General features: G+C 67.5%; 16 protein-coding genes and 6 pseudogenes. 10 read left to right on the forward strand and 12 right to left on the reverse strand.

Annotation, left to right across the window (positions count from 1 at the left end):
* Nucleotides 1-74: 74 nt before the first annotated feature.
* Nucleotides 75-1,049 carry a DUF6687 family protein gene (locus OHA03_RS35275; protein WP_267007706.1) on the reverse strand — a complete coding sequence of 325 codons (975 nt, stop codon included), beginning with the start codon at nt 1,047-1,049 and terminating at the stop codon, nt 75-77.
* A 531-nt stretch (nt 1,050-1,580) separates the two neighbouring features.
* On the opposite strand from OHA03_RS35275, the gene OHA03_RS35280 reads away from it, so the two are divergent.
* The 3 genes and pseudogenes from OHA03_RS35280 to OHA03_RS35290 form a co-directional block, all read left to right on the forward strand.
* Complete coding sequence (locus OHA03_RS35280) at nt 1,581-1,769, forward strand: hypothetical protein (protein ID WP_267007707.1); 189 nt, start codon at nt 1,581-1,583, stop codon at nt 1,767-1,769.
* Between the two features lie 155 nt (nt 1,770-1,924).
* Nucleotides 1,925-2,687, forward strand: a pseudogene (locus tag OHA03_RS35285) (transposase).
* A 383-nt stretch (nt 2,688-3,070) separates the two neighbouring features.
* Nucleotides 3,071-3,388 (forward strand): annotated as a pseudogene (locus OHA03_RS35290) (transposase family protein); the annotation flags it as partial.
* A 30-nt stretch (nt 3,389-3,418) separates the two neighbouring features.
* Here OHA03_RS35290 and OHA03_RS35295 read toward each other — a convergent pair.
* Together OHA03_RS35295 and OHA03_RS35300 are read right to left on the reverse strand one after the other, a co-directional pair.
* Nucleotides 3,419-3,635: pseudogene (locus OHA03_RS35295) on the reverse strand ((2Fe-2S) ferredoxin domain-containing protein); the annotation flags it as partial.
* A 61-nt stretch (nt 3,636-3,696) separates the two neighbouring features.
* Nucleotides 3,697-5,664: a heavy metal translocating P-type ATPase gene (locus tag OHA03_RS35300; RefSeq protein ID WP_267007708.1), complete on the reverse strand. Its 1,968-nt coding sequence runs from the start codon at nt 5,662-5,664 to the stop codon at nt 3,697-3,699.
* A 95-nt stretch (nt 5,665-5,759) separates the two neighbouring features.
* On the opposite strand from OHA03_RS35300, the gene OHA03_RS35305 reads away from it, so the two are divergent.
* Nucleotides 5,760-6,167, forward strand: coding sequence for a helix-turn-helix transcriptional regulator (locus OHA03_RS35305; RefSeq protein ID WP_267007709.1), 408 nt, complete (start codon nt 5,760-5,762; stop codon nt 6,165-6,167).
* A gap of 163 nt (nt 6,168-6,330) precedes the next feature.
* Here OHA03_RS35305 and OHA03_RS35310 read toward each other — a convergent pair whose 3' ends face one another.
* Nucleotides 6,331-6,534 (reverse strand): Tn3 family transposase, encoded by a 204-nt coding sequence (locus OHA03_RS35310; protein ID WP_267007710.1) that lies wholly within the window; start codon nt 6,532-6,534, stop codon nt 6,331-6,333.
* 245 nt (nt 6,535-6,779) lie between these two features.
* Here OHA03_RS35310 and istB point away from each other — a divergent pair, with 245 nt between their 5' ends.
* Together istB and OHA03_RS35320 are read left to right on the forward strand one after the other, a co-directional pair.
* Entirely contained in the window at nt 6,780-7,463 is a 684-nt protein-coding gene (gene istB / locus OHA03_RS35315; protein WP_267008266.1) for an IS21-like element helper ATPase IstB, read from the forward strand.
* A gap of 494 nt (nt 7,464-7,957) precedes the next feature.
* A complete protein-coding gene (locus tag OHA03_RS35320; protein WP_267008267.1) occupies nt 7,958-8,509 on the forward strand; it encodes a reverse transcriptase domain-containing protein in 552 nt (183 codons plus the stop codon).
* Here the strand turns inward: OHA03_RS35320 and OHA03_RS35325 are convergent.
* A complete protein-coding gene (locus OHA03_RS35325) occupies nt 8,486-9,691 on the reverse strand; it encodes an ISAs1 family transposase (protein ID WP_267007269.1) in 1,206 nt (401 codons plus the stop codon). The genes OHA03_RS35320 and OHA03_RS35325 overlap by 24 nt on opposite strands.
* Nucleotides 9,692-9,991: 300 nt before the next feature.
* Between OHA03_RS35325 and OHA03_RS35330 the strand changes: the two are divergent.
* Nucleotides 9,992-10,909, forward strand: a pseudogene (locus OHA03_RS35330) (IS110 family transposase); the annotation flags it as partial.
* 189 nt (nt 10,910-11,098) lie between these two features.
* Here OHA03_RS35330 and scnC read toward each other — a convergent pair.
* The 5 genes and pseudogenes from scnC to OHA03_RS35350 all read right to left on the reverse strand — a co-directional run bounded on the left by scnC (nt 11,099) and on the right by OHA03_RS35350 (nt 14,133).
* Nucleotides 11,099-11,800 (reverse strand): thiocyanate hydrolase subunit gamma, encoded by a 702-nt coding sequence (gene scnC, locus OHA03_RS48080; protein WP_267007715.1) that lies wholly within the window; start codon nt 11,798-11,800, stop codon nt 11,099-11,101.
* Between the two features lie 39 nt (nt 11,801-11,839).
* Nucleotides 11,840-12,682, reverse strand: a complete 843-nt coding sequence (locus OHA03_RS35335; RefSeq protein WP_267007711.1) for an SH3-like domain-containing protein — start codon at nt 12,680-12,682, stop codon at nt 11,840-11,842.
* Between the two features lie 70 nt (nt 12,683-12,752).
* Entirely contained in the window at nt 12,753-12,887 is a 135-nt protein-coding gene (locus OHA03_RS35340; protein ID WP_267007712.1) for a hypothetical protein, read from the reverse strand.
* A gap of 115 nt (nt 12,888-13,002) precedes the next feature.
* A pseudogene (locus OHA03_RS35345) lies at nt 13,003-13,179 on the reverse strand ((2Fe-2S) ferredoxin domain-containing protein); the annotation flags it as partial.
* 102 nt (nt 13,180-13,281) lie between these two features.
* Nucleotides 13,282-14,133 (reverse strand): IS5 family transposase, encoded by an 852-nt coding sequence (locus OHA03_RS35350; protein WP_267007713.1) that lies wholly within the window; start codon nt 14,131-14,133, stop codon nt 13,282-13,284.
* A gap of 116 nt (nt 14,134-14,249) precedes the next feature.
* Here OHA03_RS35350 and OHA03_RS35355 point away from each other — a divergent pair, with 116 nt between their 5' ends.
* Entirely contained in the window at nt 14,250-14,516 is a 267-nt protein-coding gene (locus tag OHA03_RS35355) for a hypothetical protein (protein ID WP_267008293.1), read from the forward strand.
* Here the strand turns inward: OHA03_RS35355 and OHA03_RS35360 are convergent.
* Nucleotides 14,479-14,706, reverse strand: a pseudogene (locus OHA03_RS35360) ((2Fe-2S) ferredoxin domain-containing protein); the annotation flags it as partial. The gene OHA03_RS35355 and the pseudogene OHA03_RS35360 sit on opposite strands and share 38 nt — an antisense overlap.
* Nucleotides 14,688-15,002: a hypothetical protein gene (locus OHA03_RS35365; protein WP_267007714.1), complete on the reverse strand. Its 315-nt coding sequence runs from the start codon at nt 15,000-15,002 to the stop codon at nt 14,688-14,690. The gene OHA03_RS35365 and the pseudogene OHA03_RS35360, both read right to left, overlap by 19 nt.
* A 625-nt stretch (nt 15,003-15,627) precedes the next feature.
* Here OHA03_RS35365 and OHA03_RS35370 point away from each other — a divergent pair.
* The gene (locus tag OHA03_RS35370; protein ID WP_267007712.1) at nt 15,628-15,762 is read left to right on the forward strand and encodes a hypothetical protein; all 135 of its coding nucleotides are present in this window, start codon (nt 15,628-15,630) and stop codon (nt 15,760-15,762) included.
* A 70-nt stretch (nt 15,763-15,832) separates the two neighbouring features.
* On the forward strand, nt 15,833-16,675 hold the full coding sequence (locus OHA03_RS35375) for an SH3-like domain-containing protein (RefSeq protein WP_267007711.1): 843 nt from the start codon (nt 15,833-15,835) through the stop codon (nt 16,673-16,675).
* Nucleotides 16,676-16,685: the final 10 nt, after the last annotated feature.

The raw sequence follows: 16,685 nt of genomic DNA on the forward strand, positions 1-16,685 counted from the left end.
TGCTTCTTCGAGGAGGGCGTCAAGGGAACGTGAGGGCGCATCATCGGCGCACTGGGGGCACCGTGGGCAGCATGTCAACGGCCTCCGGCCGTCAGCCAATCCAGTCGCTCCAGCTCCTCCAGCACCAGCGGGGAAACCGTGTCAGGGTGCAGCTGACTGAACCCCGCCTCCTCATCGTCCTCGCTTGCGAACCATAGGGCCGGATACCAGTCCGCAACCGCCCAGTGGCCGCTGCTGGTGTCGGGTTCGAGCTCATTCAGCCGATCCGCTGCGGCGGTCAGCATGTGCCGCGGGGTAGCAAACCTCGTAACCGTGTCGTAGAAAAGGAAGTTGCGATACCCCAGATCGTATCGATATCCATCCGGCGTTCTCTCGATCTCCAGGATACGTTGTCCCCGGGCCACCGAGTTGCGGGTCAGGTCTTCCAGAACGCGGTCGGTTGTGAGCACCGACAGATGGGCGTGCGGGTATTCGGTGACCTCCACACCTCCGCCGAGTGCCCAATTCATCTCCTGAACCGCTTCGGCGTATGCCTCCGACCAGAGATCCCAAAATGGATGCGGATCCCTCAGAAGCTCCGGAAGGCGGTCAAGCAGATACTCAGTGATGCGCTGCCCCTGTTCCGCCTCAGAGAGTTGAGTCAGGTCCGTGGCGAGTGGTGATCTCTCTGGGTCGTCCACGGCCCGTACGGTCAGGTCGATCTGTAGAGCCGCGGGCGTTGTCCACTCCTGGAAGTCACTCACCTGGGCGGCATCGATCAGCTGTCTGCTCCACTCGGGTGCGAGCGTGGGATTGAGCAGCGTCCAGATGGTCAGTACGCCGTCAGTATCCATATGGTCGTTGGTGACGATGCCATGACCGCGGAGAGGTTCGGACGGATCAGCGATGGCCCGCAATGCGGACTCGACACTGACGTCCGCCTTGAGATGCGTCGGCGTTCGATTGCCCGGCAGATGGCTCAGATACAGCCCGTTACCGCAGTCCGGTTCGCCGTCCGCGATCACCTTCTCGACGCTGTACAGATCCGGCACGTACTGAAGGAACTTCATGCGGCCTCATCCTCCTAGCTCTGGTGCGGGCGGCCAGGTTCCTCGCCCTGTCTACTGCGCGGCTGCGGCCCTGTCGAGAGCACCTGCGGGGGCGCGCGGGCGCAGTAAGGGCGCGAGCGTTTCGCACGTGCGTATGGATCTCACTGGCGCGCCGTCAAGGCGCGTCGACGATGTACGTGAGCGTGCGCTCACGGTCCGAGGGTCGAACATCACCGGCCAACTTGGAACAGAGTCCTTCAACGAGAACGGGAGAGCGGCCATGAAGCGCGAACGCACACCACAGAGCCATCCCATTCGATTGGAGCTCCCTACAGCAACGGTATGCCGGGCCTGTTGCTGTGGAACGGCGAAGGCTCTTCCATCCGTGGATCACGAAGGCTAACTGATGGAACTTGCCAGGCTCGTGCCGGGCAACGCCGTGATCCGAACCACGTCCGCCTGCCTGGCTGCCTGCGAACTGGCCAATGTGATTGTCGTCCACCCCAGACCCGAAGCCGCGAGTCGGGCGCACGCCCCGTTTGGCTCAGCAGCATGAACGAGCACTCCGCGATCCGCGAACTGGCCGACTGGCTGAACGTCGGCGGCCCAGGCGCGGCGGAGCCGCCCGGCGGCTTGGCGCAACGTATCTTCACGCCGACCAGTGGAATGCAGGGCGAGATCCTCAAGGAGTGCGAAGCTCCCTCTCGACCGATCCGGAAGACGGCGGAGCGGCAGCACTGAATCAGCCCAACCCTAAAGGGACACTTGAATATCTTTTCATACAGTATAGGTACGATGTCGGATAGGGGTCATGGAATCGAAGGCCGAAGTACAAGTACTTGCCACCGCCTTAGGCCTGTCCCGTAACTGCTGGTCACAGGTGAGATGATCTTGCGGTGTCTGGTGTGATCACGGCGTCGGAGCCGTCTTGGATAGCCCCGTTCACCGGGCTGAGCCCGCTTCGGCAAGCTGGTGACCGCGCTGCGCCGTGAGGGTGCAGATCCGGTCCGTAAGGGTCGCCCGTGGGCTCTTCCGCTGGAGGACCGGGTGCTGCTCGTGGCGGCCTACTGGCGCACGAACTTGACGATGCGCCAACTCGCTCCGCTCTTCGGTATCTCCAAGTCTGCGGCCGACCGCGTCATCGACCACCTCGGCCCCTCGCTCGCGCTCCAGCCACGCAAGCGGTTCCGCAAGGACACCGTGCTCATCGTGGACGGCACCCTGGTGCCTACCCGCGACCACACCATCGCCGAGCAGTCCAAGAACTACCGGTACTCCACGAACCACCAGGTCGTCATCGACGCCGACAGCCGCCTCGTCGTGGTGGTCGGCCGACCCCTGCCGGGCAATCGCAACGACTGCAAGGCGTGGGAGGAATCCGGCGCGAAGGCTGCCGTCGGCAAGACCATGACAATCGCCGACGGCGGCTATCCGGGCACAGGGCTCGTAATGCCCCACCGCCGCCGCAAAGGCGAAGAACTGCCCGACTGGAAGCAAGCCCACAACAAGTCCCACAAGCAGGTCCGCGCCCGCGTTGAGCACGTCTTCGCCCGCATGAAGACCTGGAAGATCCTCCGCGACTGCCGCCTCAAAGGCGAGGGTGTCCACCACGCCATGCTCGGTATCGCCCGCCTGCACAACCTCAACCTCGCCGGATAGGCGAGCAGCCGGACTGGTCACCGACCACGTCACACCCAGTCAAAGATCATTTACGGGACAAGCCTTTGATGCTGCCAGTGCCGAACGAGTGGCACCGCAAATTACGAGGGTAAGTTGCTACCCTTTTCTGGTCGCGTCCTGGGCCTTCTGCTGTGTCGATCACGCTGTCTGAGGGCGAGCGTGCCGAGTTGGTGCGTCGGGCGGGGTCGTGGGACCCGAGGGCGGCCGAGCGGGCCCCGGATCATTCTGGCGTGCGCCGACGGTATGTCGAATGCTGCTGTCGAGCGGCTGGCCCTGTCCCGTAGTCGGTGGTAACGGTGAGTCTCTGCCTACAAACATGAGGCATGGATGACATCAATTCCCTTGTAGCCCTTGTAGCCGTGGTGTTTTCCGGGCTGTCAGCACTGGTCGTCGAGGATGTAGCGGATGGCGGTGAGGTGGTCCGGGTAACGGCGCGGACCCGGGATGTCCCGTTGCCGTCCCCGTTATGCGGTGTGCCGACGGCGAAGGTGCACGAGTATCACCGCCGGACAGTGGCGGATGTGCCGCTGGACAGCCGCCGGGTCAGGGTACGCGTCCGGGTCCGTCGGTCGGCCTGCCCGGTCCTGGGCTGCCGACAGCAGACATTCCGCGAGCAGATCCCCCGGCTGCTGGAGCGCCACCAGCGCCGCACCACACGTCTGACCAGGCAGATCTCCGCCCAGGCGGCGATGTCGCCAGCGGGCGTCGGGGTCGTTGACAAGGCCGAGCCAGACCGGGCGCCCGCCTGGCGGCGCGTCCGGCAGCCGAGGGCTGCACGACGATGACGTTGCCGCGCTCGCACGCGTCCAGGCAGCCACTCACGCGCACCTGCCTGCCCGCGCCCACGGCCGAGCGGAGCCGGTCGAGCTGGGCGGCGTGGTCGACGCCAGGGATCTTCGGCGTGCCGCAGCAGCAGCCCCGGCACACGGTCACCGCGCAGCGGGCCGCCCCTGCCGGGGCGGGGCGGTGTTCTGGCGGGGGCGGCGGCTCACGCCGTGGCCTCGGTGCGGGCGCGCTTCCACGCACTCTCGCGCAGCAGCCGCAGTCCGTTGAGGCCGACGATGACGGTGGAGCCCTCGTGTCCGGCGACACCAAGCGGCAGCGGCAGGTGTCCGGCCAGGTCCCAGACGATCAGGACGGCGATGAACGCGCCGGCGATGACGAGGTTCTGCACGACCATCCGGTGGGCGGCACGGGAGAGCCGCACGACGGTCGGGATGGCAGCGAGTTCGTCGCGGACCACAACGGCGTCGGCGGTCTCCAGCGCCAAGTCGGATCCGGCCCGCCCCATGGCGATGCCGGTGTGCGCGGCGGCCAGTGCCGGGGCGTCGTTGACGCCGTCCCCGACGACCAGCACCTTGCGCCCGGCCGCCTCCAGTTCCTTGACTGCGTGCACCTTGTCCTGCGGCAGCAGTCCGGCACGGACATCGGTGATGCCGACCTCGCCGGCGAGGCGGGCCGCGGCACGCGGGTTGTCGCCGGTGACCAGGACCGGAGCGGAACCGGTCAGGCCCCTCAGCGCGGTGACGGTGGCCGCGGCCTCCTCACGCAGCCGGTCGGCGATGCCGAGCACCCCGACCGGGGTGCCGTCCACCATGATCAGGATGGCGGTGCGGCCCTCCTGCTCCAGCTGCTCGGCCACCACCGCGCCGGCGTGGTCGGTGCGGCCGTCAAAGAGCCGGGCGGGGCTGCCGACCGCAATGCTGCAGCCGTCGACGGTGGCGGTGACTCCGGTGCCGGGGGCGGAGGCGAAGTCGGCTACCGGCGGGATGTCCAGGCCGCGGGTGCGGGCGGCGTCGATGATGGCACGCGCGAGCGGGTGCTCACTGGGGTGCTCGGCCGCAGCCGCCCACGCCAGCATGGCGTCCTCGGCCAGCCGGGAGGCGGCCAGCGGCCGCACGTCCGTCACCTTCGGGGTGCCCTCGGTCAGGGTGCCGGTCTTGTCCAGCGCTACGGCGTCGACCTGCCCGAGCCGCTCCATGACCACGGCCGACTTCACCAGCACGCCGTGCCGTCCGGCATTGGCGATCGCCGACAGCAGCGGCGGCATGGTGGCCAGCACCACCGCGCACGGCGAGGCGACGATCATGAAGGTCATCGCCCTCAGCAGCGTGGACTGAAGGTCGGCGCCGAAGGCGATGGGGAGCGCGAACAGGGCGAGGGTCGCGGCCACCATGACGACCGAGTACCGCTGCTCGACTTTCTCGATGAACAGCTGGGTCGGCGCCTTGGTCTTGGAGGCTTCCTCCACCATCTTCACGATCCGGGCGATGACCGAGTCCGACGGGTCACGCTCGACCTTCACCCGCAGCGCCCCGGTGCCGTTCAGGGTGCCGGCGAACACCTCGTCCCCGGCCTCCTTGGCCACCAGCAGCGGCTCCCCGGTGATGGTGGCCTGGTCGACCTCGCTGGCCCCGTCCAGGACCCGGCCGTCGGCGCCGATCCGCTCGCCGGGCCGCACCAGGACCGTGTCGCCGACCGTGAGCCGGTCGGCGGCCACCGTCTCCTCGCTGCCGCCGTCGGTGATCCGCGTGGCCCTGGTCGGGGCGGGGTCGAGCAGACCGCGTACGGAGTCGGCAGTGCGGGCGGTGGCCACCGCCTCCAGAGCGCCGGAGGTGGCGAAGATGACGATCAGCAGCGCCCCGTCCAGGACCTGCCCGATCGCGGCCGCGCCGAGTGCGGCGACGACCATCAGCAGGTCCACGTCCAACGTCTTGTCCCTCAGGGCCTTCAGGCCCTGCCATCCCGGCTCCCAGCCGCCGGTGATGTAGGTGGCGGCGAACAGCGGACCCCACGTCCACGCCGGGGCGCCGAGCAGGTACAGCGGCAGAGCGATCAGGAACAGCACCAGCGCGGCGAGCGCCCAGCGGGCCTCGGGCAGCGCCAGGGTGCGCCGCCGGGGCGCCGCGGTCACGGCGGCCGGCGGTGGGGCGGTCTTTGCCAGGGTGGAGAACATGAGGAAACGAGCCTTCGCGTGGAGGAGTCCGACCCCTCCACCGTACAAGAACGCTTGAACAGGCATTCATGCATTCATGCCCGTAGGCTGTCCCCATGGGCCACGGAGCGAACACCCCCGACAGCAGCCAGGCACCGCGTACCCGCCTGACCCCGGACAACGCCCCGCAGGTGGCCACCGCCCTCCAGGCGCTGTCCACCCCCTCACGGCTGCTGATCCTGGCCTGCCTGCGCGAAGGCCCCTGCGCCGCCACCGAGCTGGCCAACGCGGTCGGCATGGAGCAGTCCGCCTGCTCCCACCAGCTGCGACTGCTGCGCAACCTCGGCCTGGTCACCGGCACCCGCCAGGGCCGCTCCGTGGTCTACGCCCTGCATGACAACCACGTCGCGGCCCTTCTCGATCAGACCGTCTACCACGTCGAACATCTTCGTCTGGGCCTGACCGACACCGCCGCCGAAGCTGCCCTCCCGCAGGGCGAGGCGATCGTCCCCGCAGCGCGGTGAACCGCCGTCCGGCCACCGCCGTCCGGGACGCCTGGCACGTTCACCGGACCCATGCGTAGTCATCGGCGTCACGCTCGTCGTCGCCGAGCAGATTGTTCACCTCGTCCTCGTTGAGCTCCGCCTCGTTCATGGCCTACATAATGCCGACCCGCCCGTGGCCGGTTCAGGCGGCCTGGCCGAGGCCGGCGGTGGTCAGGTCCTGCTCGCGCAGAGGGGCGAAGGCGACGTTGCGTTTCGGGTCGTACGCGTCGGGCTGGTTGCCGAGTTCGTGGGTGGAGTACTCGCCGAACCGGTTGATGTGCTCGGTCAAGTACGGCGAGATATGCGCCAGGTCCTCCGGGGCGATTGCCCATCCCTCCTCCAGCAATTGCCGCCGCGATGCGCTCCAGCCAGGCCGGGTAGGCCTGGTGGGCGGCCAGCCGCTCGGCTGTCTCCAGCCCAGCTCTCTGTTTGTCGTGGTGCGGCTCTAGTTAAGCGTGCCGCGGCGGTGCTGGTTGCCGCGTCCGTCGTTTTCGGTGGCGCGGCCGCTGCGATGCACTACTGGCAGAAGGACCCGCCTCATGCAGAGCCCGGAAACGCCGCAGTTCCAGCCACCGCTCCGGTTCCAGCAACATCCGGCAGGCCCTCCTCGACGCTTCATGCGGTCAGCGCCAGACTCCTCCCAGCACGCCAGACCCCACCCCGACACGCCGGTTTACCTCTGCAGATCAACCCGTACGCACCTCTGCACCAGAGCCCGTACGCCGACAGGACGTCACCCACCTGCGCGGGATGACGCGCCAACAGCTCGCACATCTGGGAACGTTGGACTTCATCGCCGGGAAAGAGAACGCCGTTCTCCTGGGACCGCCGGGCACCGGGAAGACACACCTGGCGATCGGGCTCGCGGTCCGCGCCTGCCAGGCCGGACACCGCGTCGCGTTCGCCACCGCCGCCGAATGGGTTGACCGCCTGGCCGCCGCCCACCACACCGGCCGCCTCCAGGCCGAGCTCACCAAGCTCAGCCGCTACCCGCTGATCGTGGTGGACGAGGTCGGCTACATCCCCTTCGAAGCCGAAGCCGCGAACCTGTTCTTCCAGCTGATCTCGAACAGATACGAACGCGCGTCCGTGATCGTCACCAGCAACAAACCCTTCGGACGCTGGGGAGAAGTCTTCGGAGACGAGACCGTGGCCGCCGCCATGATCGACCGCCTCGTCCACCACGCCGAGGTCCACTCCCTCAAGGGCGACTCGTTCCGCATGCGAGGACGTGAACTGGGACGGGTCCCCAGCGCCACCACCGACAACGACTGAACCAACCAAACCGAAGACACCTGGGTCAGATTTCAACCGGCCAGAGTGGGTCCAAGTTCAGCCGCCGCCGACAAGAGCCTCCTCGGCCCCGGGTTTGCGGCCCGGGAAGCGTGGCCTGCCTATAACCGGCAGAACCGGGAAATGGCAGGTTGCTGAGAGGCAGTCGGAGGGGGTCGTAGTAGTGGTGATCGGCGGGACAACACAACCCGCTGGGAGCGAAGGACCCCTGCTTCATCGACGCGATTCGCAAACAGGGAGGGACCCGGATGAGTGCCGTTTCGGCTAGTTCCATCCGCCGGGAGGAAGACGCCGCAGGACCGGGCCGCCGTCCTCTGGACAAGGTCCGAGCCCTGCAACGGACGCTTTACCGCTGTGCCAAGCAAGAACCCGAACGCCGGTTTCATGCCTTGTATGGCCATGTCCACCGCATGGACGTTCTTTGGCGGGCGTGGGCCGGTGTGTGCGCAAACCGAGGTGCCCCCGGCGTGGACGGTATGACCGTCGACGCGGTGGCGTCCTCGGGGGTGGATGTGTTCCTCCAGGACCTTTCGCAGAGACTGCGGACGCATACGTATCGTCCGTCAGTGTTGCGGCGGGTCCAGATTCCCAAACTGGGGCGGCCGGGGGAGTTCCGGCCGCTATCGATCCCCACCGTGGCGGACCGGGTGGTGATGACGGCTGCGAAACTGGTCCTTGAACCAGTATTCGAAGCCCAGTTCACCGAGGCGAGCTACGGATTCCGGCCGAAGCGGTCCGCGATCGACGCATGCGAAGCCGTGCGCGTCGCCGCGAACCAGCGGCGGGAGTGGGTGCTCGAGGCCGATATCCGCGACTGCTTCGGCACGATCGACCATGAGGCGCTGATGGCCCAAGTGGCACGGCGTGTGGTGGACCGGCCGATGCTGAAGCTGATCCGGGCCTGGCTGCGGATGGGAGTCCTGGAGGGCGGGGTGACCTCGCCTACCGGGGCAGGAACCCCGCAGGGCCAGGGTCATTGCATGATCGAGATCTGTCTGGGTTCGTCACGTGAGACCGAGGGTTCGTAGGGGCCGGTGGTAGTCGCGGCCGGTGTGGCGGAGGGCGGCGGCGATGTTGGTCTGGCCGTCCTGGCGGAAGACGCTGATGGCGAGGTTGCGCAGGGAGGCCATGGCGCGAGGCAGGGTGCCGGTGCGGACCTTGGAGTCGTCCTCGCGGAACGTGCGGTCCCGCACGTGGTGCAGGAGGTTCTCGATTCCCCAGTGGCCTCTGATCCAGGTGGCGAGCTCGGTGCAGGTGGCGTCGAAGGCGCTCAGGCTGGTGATCAGGTAGACGCGCTCGATGGTCAGCTTCCCGGTGCTCAAGTCGCGTCGCCACCGTACGACTTGGATCGCCTGGCGGGCGCCGGGGTAGTCGAGGTGGCTGAACGCGGCGACCTTGAGCCGGCGGATCTCGTCGCGGTGGTGGGCGTGGTCGCGAGTGCGGTGCCCGAGCGGGATGTCTCGCCAGGGCAGCTTCCTGACCTGGGCGTACAGGCCCGGATGGTTCTTCTTCACGACGGCCACGTAGTGCGCGCCGCGACTGGTCAGATAGGCCCCGTGGTCGTGCTGGGTGTGCAGTGCGTCGGCGGTCACCACCGTGTTCTCCAGCTCGAGACCGTCCAGCAACGGCGCGAAGGAGGGGATCTCGTTGCTCTTGGAAGCGACCTGCCGCTGGGCCAGGACCACGCCGTGGTGGTCCATCGCCGCCAGCAGCTGGATCGCCGCGGCCGTTGCGGTTCGCGATCCGCGGACCACCTTGCCGTCGACCGCGATCACCCGTCGCACCGGCCCTTTCTCCGCCTCCGGCTCGACCGGGGGCGGCGTTCTGGCCTGCAGATACGCGCTGATCGCCGCGTCCAGCGCGTCACCGTCCACACGCTGCAGCAGGCGGCGCACGGTTGCGGCGTGCGGCACCGGCCGCAGACCGGTAAGTGGATCGGCAGCGAAGCCGAGGACGCCCAGCACATGCTGCGGGGCATCCGTGATCCACTCGCTGATCGCGATGAGCGAGCGAGCCCCGGTCAGCACCGCCGAGACGGCTGCGCACAGCAACGCGAGGGCCGGATACCGCAGTCCTCGCGCATCGCGGGGATCGGCGACCAGGATCAGGAAACGCCGCAGGTCAGCGACATCGCTTGAGGTGAGGGGATCAGTCGGGGAACCCAGTTTCTCCAGTGCGGAAGGGATGGGCGATGATGTTCGGGCAGGCACGGTCTCGCTCGGTTCTCATGGGTCTCGACAACCACATGATCACCAGCACCGTGCCTGCTCTGCTCTCCCGGGCCCCTTGCCCCACAACGGACATGACGCCACGTCACTCACGAGACCGGCGAACCGGACCAATCCCAATCACGCAATGCCCCTGGCCGCTGGATGGCTCAGAGAACTTGGCCGCCCGGAACCCCGCGACGACTCGACCGCTAATTGGGAGACGCGACTCGATCGCTTTGTAGGACAACGTCGGCGAGGTCGTCTGCTGGGCTGGTGTACGACGAGCTGACGGAGGTGGCTGTGCCCGAGATCTGGGCCGGAGTGGACATCGGCAAGGAACATCACCACTGCGTGGTGATCGACGCCCAGGGCAAGCGGCTGCTGTCGCGTCGGATCCTGAACGACGAGGCTGAACTGCTCCAGCTCATCGCTGACGTACTGGAGCTGTCGCGGGATGTGCTGTGGGCGGTGGACATTAACCACGGCGGGGCCGCACTCCTGCTCGGTCTGCTGGTTAGCCACGACCAGCACATCACCTACATCACCGGCCTGGCCATTCACCGTGCATCGGCCGGCTACCGGGGCCAGGCCAAGACCGACGCGAAGGACGCCTTCGTCATTGCCGACCAGGCCCGCATGCGCACCGACCTCGGTGTCCTGCGGCCCGGCGACGAGATATCGGTCGACCTGCGCACGCTGGTTACCCGCCGCACCGATCTGGTCTGCGACCGGACTCGGCAGATCAACCGACTGCGCGCCCAACTCTTGGAAATCTTCCCTGCGTTGGAACGCTCGTTGGACCTGACGAAGAAGGGGCCGGTCCTGTTGTTGACCGGCTACCAGACCCCGGCCGCGATCCGTCGCGCCGGCGCCTCCCGGATCGCGACATGGCTGAAGAACCGCAAGGTCCGCAACAGCGCGGCGCTGGCCCGGACCGTCGTCGAGGCCGCCGAGGCCCAGTTCACCGCACTGCCCGGCGAGAAACTCGCGGCCACCATGGTGGCCCGCCTGGCGAAGGGGGTGATGGCCCTCGATGAGGAGATCACCGAGCTCGAAGCCCTTATCGAGGCTCGGTTTCGCGAGCACCCACACGCCGAGGTGATCCAGAGCCTGCCTGGCATGGGCACCATGCTGAGCGCGGAGTTCCTCGCTGCGACCGGCGGCGACATGGACACCTTCGGCACCGCCGACCGCCTGGCCGGCTACGCCGGCCTCGCACACATGCCGTCGAGACTGCTCTTCCACGGCGGTGTGGGGTTGCTGACCGACCACTTCTCGGTGAGTGCCGACCACACATGGTCCTCGCGGGAGGCGAGATCTTCGAGCACCTCAACGCGAGTGGTCAGCAGGGATGGGTCGACCTTCGCGACGACCGCGGACCGGTCGTGCTTGCCGGTGTCCGCCATGTCAGTGCGATCCTCGCTGCGCCTTGCGGACCCGGTCGGCCGTGACGTTTTCCGTCACTCCGGGCCGAGGCAGCGCGACGCCCATCATGCAGTCACGGGTGACAATCTGCGTCAGCTCGTCCTCGGACCAGCCCTCCGTGCCCTCCGGACGCATCGGCAGCACCATGAAGCGGTGCTTCTGGTTGGAGTCCTGGATTCGGATCTCAACGTCGGCCGGCATGTAGGTGCCGAACTCGGCGAGCACACCGCGCGGGTGCCGCACCACCCTGCGCCGGTAGTTGGGCGTGCGGTACCACTCGGGCGAGTTGCCGAGCAGCGGCCGCGGGTAGCAGGAGCAGAGCGTGCAGACGATGACATAGTGGAGCGTCGGGGTGCTCTCGAGGATGCGCAGCGCCGTAAAGTCGCTCGGCGTGCCGAAGCCCGAGGGCTGCATCCAGTCGACTCCTACGGCCTTGCACGCCTCGATCGGGTCGGCGAGTGCGGCGCGCTTGAAGGACTCGTCGAGCCAACACTTGGCGACAAGTCGCGCTGCGGGAAGCGGGCCGATGTGCTCCGAGAACTCGGTGAACGCGCGGTGGTCCTCAGCCGTGAAGATGCCCTTCTCGAGGCAGAGCTCGCGGACCGCGACCTCCAGGACCTCGAAGTCAGACACCTCCTCGACCATGGGCGCGGGCGGATTGTGACCGTGCTCACTGGTTGACATGGAGATTGAAACCTTTCTATGAGTGGGAGTTTCGGCGTCTCAGACGGCCTGGAGCCAGCGCTCGGGGAGCTCGGTCTGCAGGGTGTCGCTCTCCTCGCCGGTGTAGTCCGGCCAGAGCTCGCTCATCTTGAAGCGGACGACGTAGAACCACTCGGGCTGGGGTGAACCGATGGCCTCGTAGTCGAATCCCTCGTCCTCGGCGGCCGGAGACTCGTAGGCAAGCGTCGCGATCTCGCCCACGGCGCCGCGGACAAACTCCTGGGTGCGCGTGTAGTACAGCGCCTGCCAGTCGTGGACCCGCACCGCGTCACCGACCGCGAACCCGGCCGGACCCGCTTGGCCGGCGTACACCTGCGGATCGCCCTTGCCAACCGCGTGCACGTGGTGCTTGTTGCGGGGGATGTCCTTGCCGTCGGCGATGTGGTGCGGCTTCGGCTCCAGCAGCTCGCGCGGTGCGAGGTCAGCAATGCGGGCCTTCACCTCGTTGTACTTCGCGGTGAGCTCGGTCAAGCTGACGAGGTGCTTGTCGATCAGCACCCGCGTGCAGCCCAGCAACCATCGGCCGTAGTAGGGCAGTCCGAGGTACATCGACCGGTCGAAGTCGCCGTTGTGCAGGCGCCTGCGCTCCTCCGACACCCAGATGCCACGCAACGCGAGCACCTCGGCTAGCACGTAGGTGTTGTGCTCCCAGTGCTCGCCCTCCTTCTCGATCCATTCGATCGGCGCATCCAGCTCGCCGCCGACGTCCTCCGAGGTCTTGAGGTATGCCTCGAGCCGATCGTTCGACAGCTCGTACGGAGCCTCCGGGAGGTCCTGGAAGGAGGGCTTCAACCGATTGCGGAGGGCGAGCTTGTCGGCCCGGTCTTGCGCGGTAGTCGCCATGATGGGATTCCTTTCGTGAGTGATCTCGATGAGTGCTGGGGTCGCTGTGCGCCAGAGGTGGGTGGCGTGCTCAGTCGCGGAAGACGGCGACGTGGAACGACCGGGCGGCCGGATTGCCGTGGACGTCGTACGTGCAGACCCGCATCGCATGCGCGTCCTCCAGCAGGCCCACGGTGCAGAACCCCGGCTCGACGTCCTCATACATCGCGCTGCCCACGACGGCGGAGAAGTTCGCCTTCGCCGCTCCCTGCAGCGGGACCCCCCAAGTGAGGGTGTACTAGTTCGCTCCGTCGTACTCGCACCCCTCGATTGCCGGGGGCTCACCGGACGGCCGGGCGGGGGGTCCTGCCGGGCGGCCGGACGACCAGGTGGACGAGCCCCGGCGGGGGGTCGGCCTGTCCCGGTCCACCGGCCCGGGCCCACGCGACCACGTCGGCGACGGTGTCCGGCTCCCGCACGCAGCCGAGCCACACGGGCCGCCCGCCCGCCGCACGGCCGGCCCCCTCTCTGTCAGCCTTGGGTGAGACATCCCGTTCTGCGGGGTTAGCCTGAGAGGGCACGACAAGGAGAACCGTCCCTTAGACCGACCGGCAAATGGATCACTTGAGGCGTCGGGTGCTCGGGCGGCTGTCCCAGCGGTAGCGGCTGGTCGCGCGTCGAATGAGCATGCGGAGCGTGACGAGTACGGCGGCGAGGTGGAGATAGAGGTCCACGACCATGCCGTTTTTCTCGGTGCAGCGCCGCAGCTTGCCGTAGGCGTTCATCCAGGAATGCGTGCGCTCCACCACCCAGCGTTTGCTGGCCTGGATCGGCGCCGGGATGCCCTTGCGGGCGATCTCAGCCGTGAAGCCCAACTCGGCCAGCAGAGCACGGGACTTGGCGCTGTCGTAGCCGCGGTCCAGGTTGACGTTGACGCCCTCGGGCATCGCCCCGACTTGGGTGCGGGCGGCCGCCAAAGTCGGGCCGAGCAGGGGCGAATCGTGTCGGTTGGCTCCGTCGGAGACGATGCCGAGCGGAACGCCGCAGGCATCGGAGGCGACCGAGCGCTTGAGCCCCTGCTTGCCCCGGTCCACCGGTGAGCGGCCCGCTTTCTCGCCGCCGGACGGCGCCTTGGTGATACAGCCGTCGACCGACATCTCGGCCAGACCCAGGCCGATCATGCGGTCGTACGCTTCCAGCGCCAAGGCATGTACTCGTTGTGCTATCCCCAGCTCAGCCCACTGTTTGACGCGTCGTCGGATGGTGCGGTCGGAGCACCCGGGACTCGCAATCCGCTCGTACCCCGAACCGTGGACCAGAGCCAGCACGACGTGCTCGAACACGACACGGTCCGACACCCGGCGGCGGTGACACCCGAGCGGATGGCTCGCCGAGAACCCCTCCCGCACCGGCAGGAGAGCAGCGAACTGGTCCCACAGGGGGTCGAGCAGGCAAAATGGCACCGCAGGCACGGGTCCTCCGCGTGATCACTGAGCGTCGAGAACTCCATGATCACGCAGGGCCCGTGCCTGTCTCGTTTCCGGGACCGTCAGCCAACGAGCGACGTAGCCATTTGCCGGTCGGTCTTATGCCCAGCATAGAGCCCGTCGGGTCCGACCCGTCGCCGAGGCCGAAGCGCCGCACTTTCACCTCGGAGTACAAAATGCGGATCGTCGCCGAGTACGACGCCGCGCCCAGGAACGAGAAGGGTGCGGTGCTGCGCCGGGAACGGCTTTACCACTCGCATGTCAAGGAGTGGCGGGCCGCCCGGGATGCCGGGGCCCTGGAGAACCTGGTCGACCGCGCTGGACTTGAAATCTTCCGGCCGGCGCCGGTTGCAGGACGATCAGGTTAGCCTCCTCGCACAGGCCCAGGCATGGAGTGGTGCGCACGGTCGCGATGCCCCGCAGCCCTCGCGAGAGGTCGGCCAGTTGGGCCTCGTGCTCCACTCCGGGCACCTTCGCCGTACGGCAGCAGCAACCCCTGCACACAATCACGGTGGGAAGCCGCCCGCAGCCGGGGGCGCTCACCTGTCCCTGAAGCAGGCGATGTGGAAGGGCCGGGCCGCCGGGTTGCCACCTGCGTCGAAGGTACACACCCTCATCTGGTTGTCGGCCGGTCCCAGCCGCACGGTGACCAGTCCAGGCAGCACCGGCTCGTCCTCCGCGCTCCCGACAGTCCCCGCGAAGTTCGTCTTCGCCTCGCTGCCTCGCAGCGGGACCCCCCAAGTGAGGGTGTACTCGTTCGCTCCGTCGTACTCGCATTCCTCGATTAGGTAACCGCGGACCACCGATCCGTCGGCTGCGACGACGCAGGCGAGTCGTTTTTCGAACTGGCTCATTTCATCCGCCTCGATCTTTTCCCGACTGGTTTCCGCAATCGTCACACCGGGTCCGCCAGTCCGCCATCCAGACTGCTCCCGAAGGGGCAGGTCACGGCTTCCTGAAGGGGCGGTGCTGGCGGTGTTCCGCAGGCGGTCTGCGGAACACCGCCAGCACCGCCCCTTCAGTTCAGGCAGAAGACCGCCTGGCAGCCGGTGTCGGCCATTCGGGGGAGGGTCTGGTCCGGTCTGGGCCATTCGAGGGGCCTCCGGTTGACCGGCGCGGGCCCCCGGTGTCGACTTGGAAGCGAGCATCGGGCAAAAAGCGAAAAGAAACCGGCAGCCGGAAGGCCGGGAATCAGTGATTCCCTGCCTTCCCCAGGCTCCCATCGGCCGAAGCCGTGGCTGACCGGTCAAGGTTTCCCTGGATTTCATCCGCCGGTGCTCTCGGCCGCGTAAAGAAGGAGGAACCATGGGCGCGTTCGAAGGACGTCTTGCCTGCGTCGTCGCAGCCGACGGATCGGTGGTCCGCGGTTACCTCATCGAGGAATGCGAGTACGACGGAGCGAACTAGTACACCCTCACGTGGGGGGTCCCGCTGCAGGGAGCGGCGAAGGCGAACTTCTCCGCCGTCGTGGGCAGCGCGATGTATGAGGACGTCGAGCCGGGGTTCTGCACCGTGGGCCTGCTGGAGGACGCGCATGCGATGCGGGTCTGCACGTACGACGTCCACGGCAATCCGGCCGCCCGGTCGTTCCACGTCGCCGTCTTCCGCGACTGAGCACGCCACCCACCTCTGGCGCACAGCGACCCCAGCACTCATCGAGATCACTCACGAAAGGAATCCCATCATGGCGACTACCGCGCAAGACCGGGCCGACAAGCTCGCCCTCCGCAATCGGTTGAAGCCCTCCTTCCAGGACCTCCCGGAGGCTCCGTACGAGCTGTCGAACGATCGGCTCGAGGCATACCTCAAGACCTCGGAGGACGTCGGCGGCGAGCTGGATGCGCCGATCGAATGGATCGAGAAGGAGGGCGAGCACTGGGAGCACAACACCTACGTGCTAGCCGAGGTGCTCGCGTTGCGTGGCATCTGGGTGTCGGAGGAGCGCAGGCGCCTGCACAACGGCGACTTCGACCGGTCGATGTACCTCGGACTGCCCTACTACGGCCGATGGTTGCTGGGCTGCACGCGGGTGCTGATCGACAAGCACCTCGTCAGCTTGACCGAGCTCACCGCGAAGTACAACGAGGTGAAGGCCCGCATTGCTGACCTCGCACCGCGCGAGCTGCTGGAGCCGAAGCCGCACCACATCGCCGACGGCAAGGACATCCCCCGCAACAAGCACCACGTGCACGCGGTTGGCAAGGGCGATCCGCAGGTGTACGCCGGCCAAGCGGGTCCGGCCGGGTTCGCGGTCGGTGACGCGGTGCGGGTCCACGACTGGCAGGCGCTGTACTACACGCGCACCCAGGAGTTTGTCCGCGGCGCCGTGGGCGAGATCGCGACGCTTGCCTACGAGTCTCCGGCCGCCGAGGACGAGGGATTCGACTACGAGGCCATCGGTTCACCCCAGCCCGAGTGGTTCTACGTCGTCCGCTTCAAGATGAGCGAGCTCTGGCCGGACTACACCGGCGAGGAGAGCGACACCCTGCAGACCGAGCTCCCCGAGCGCTGGCTCCAGGCCGTCTGAGACGCCGAAA

Source organism: Streptomyces sp. NBC_00154 (assembly GCF_026342835.1).
GTDB lineage: Bacteria > Actinomycetota > Actinomycetes > Streptomycetales > Streptomycetaceae > Streptomyces.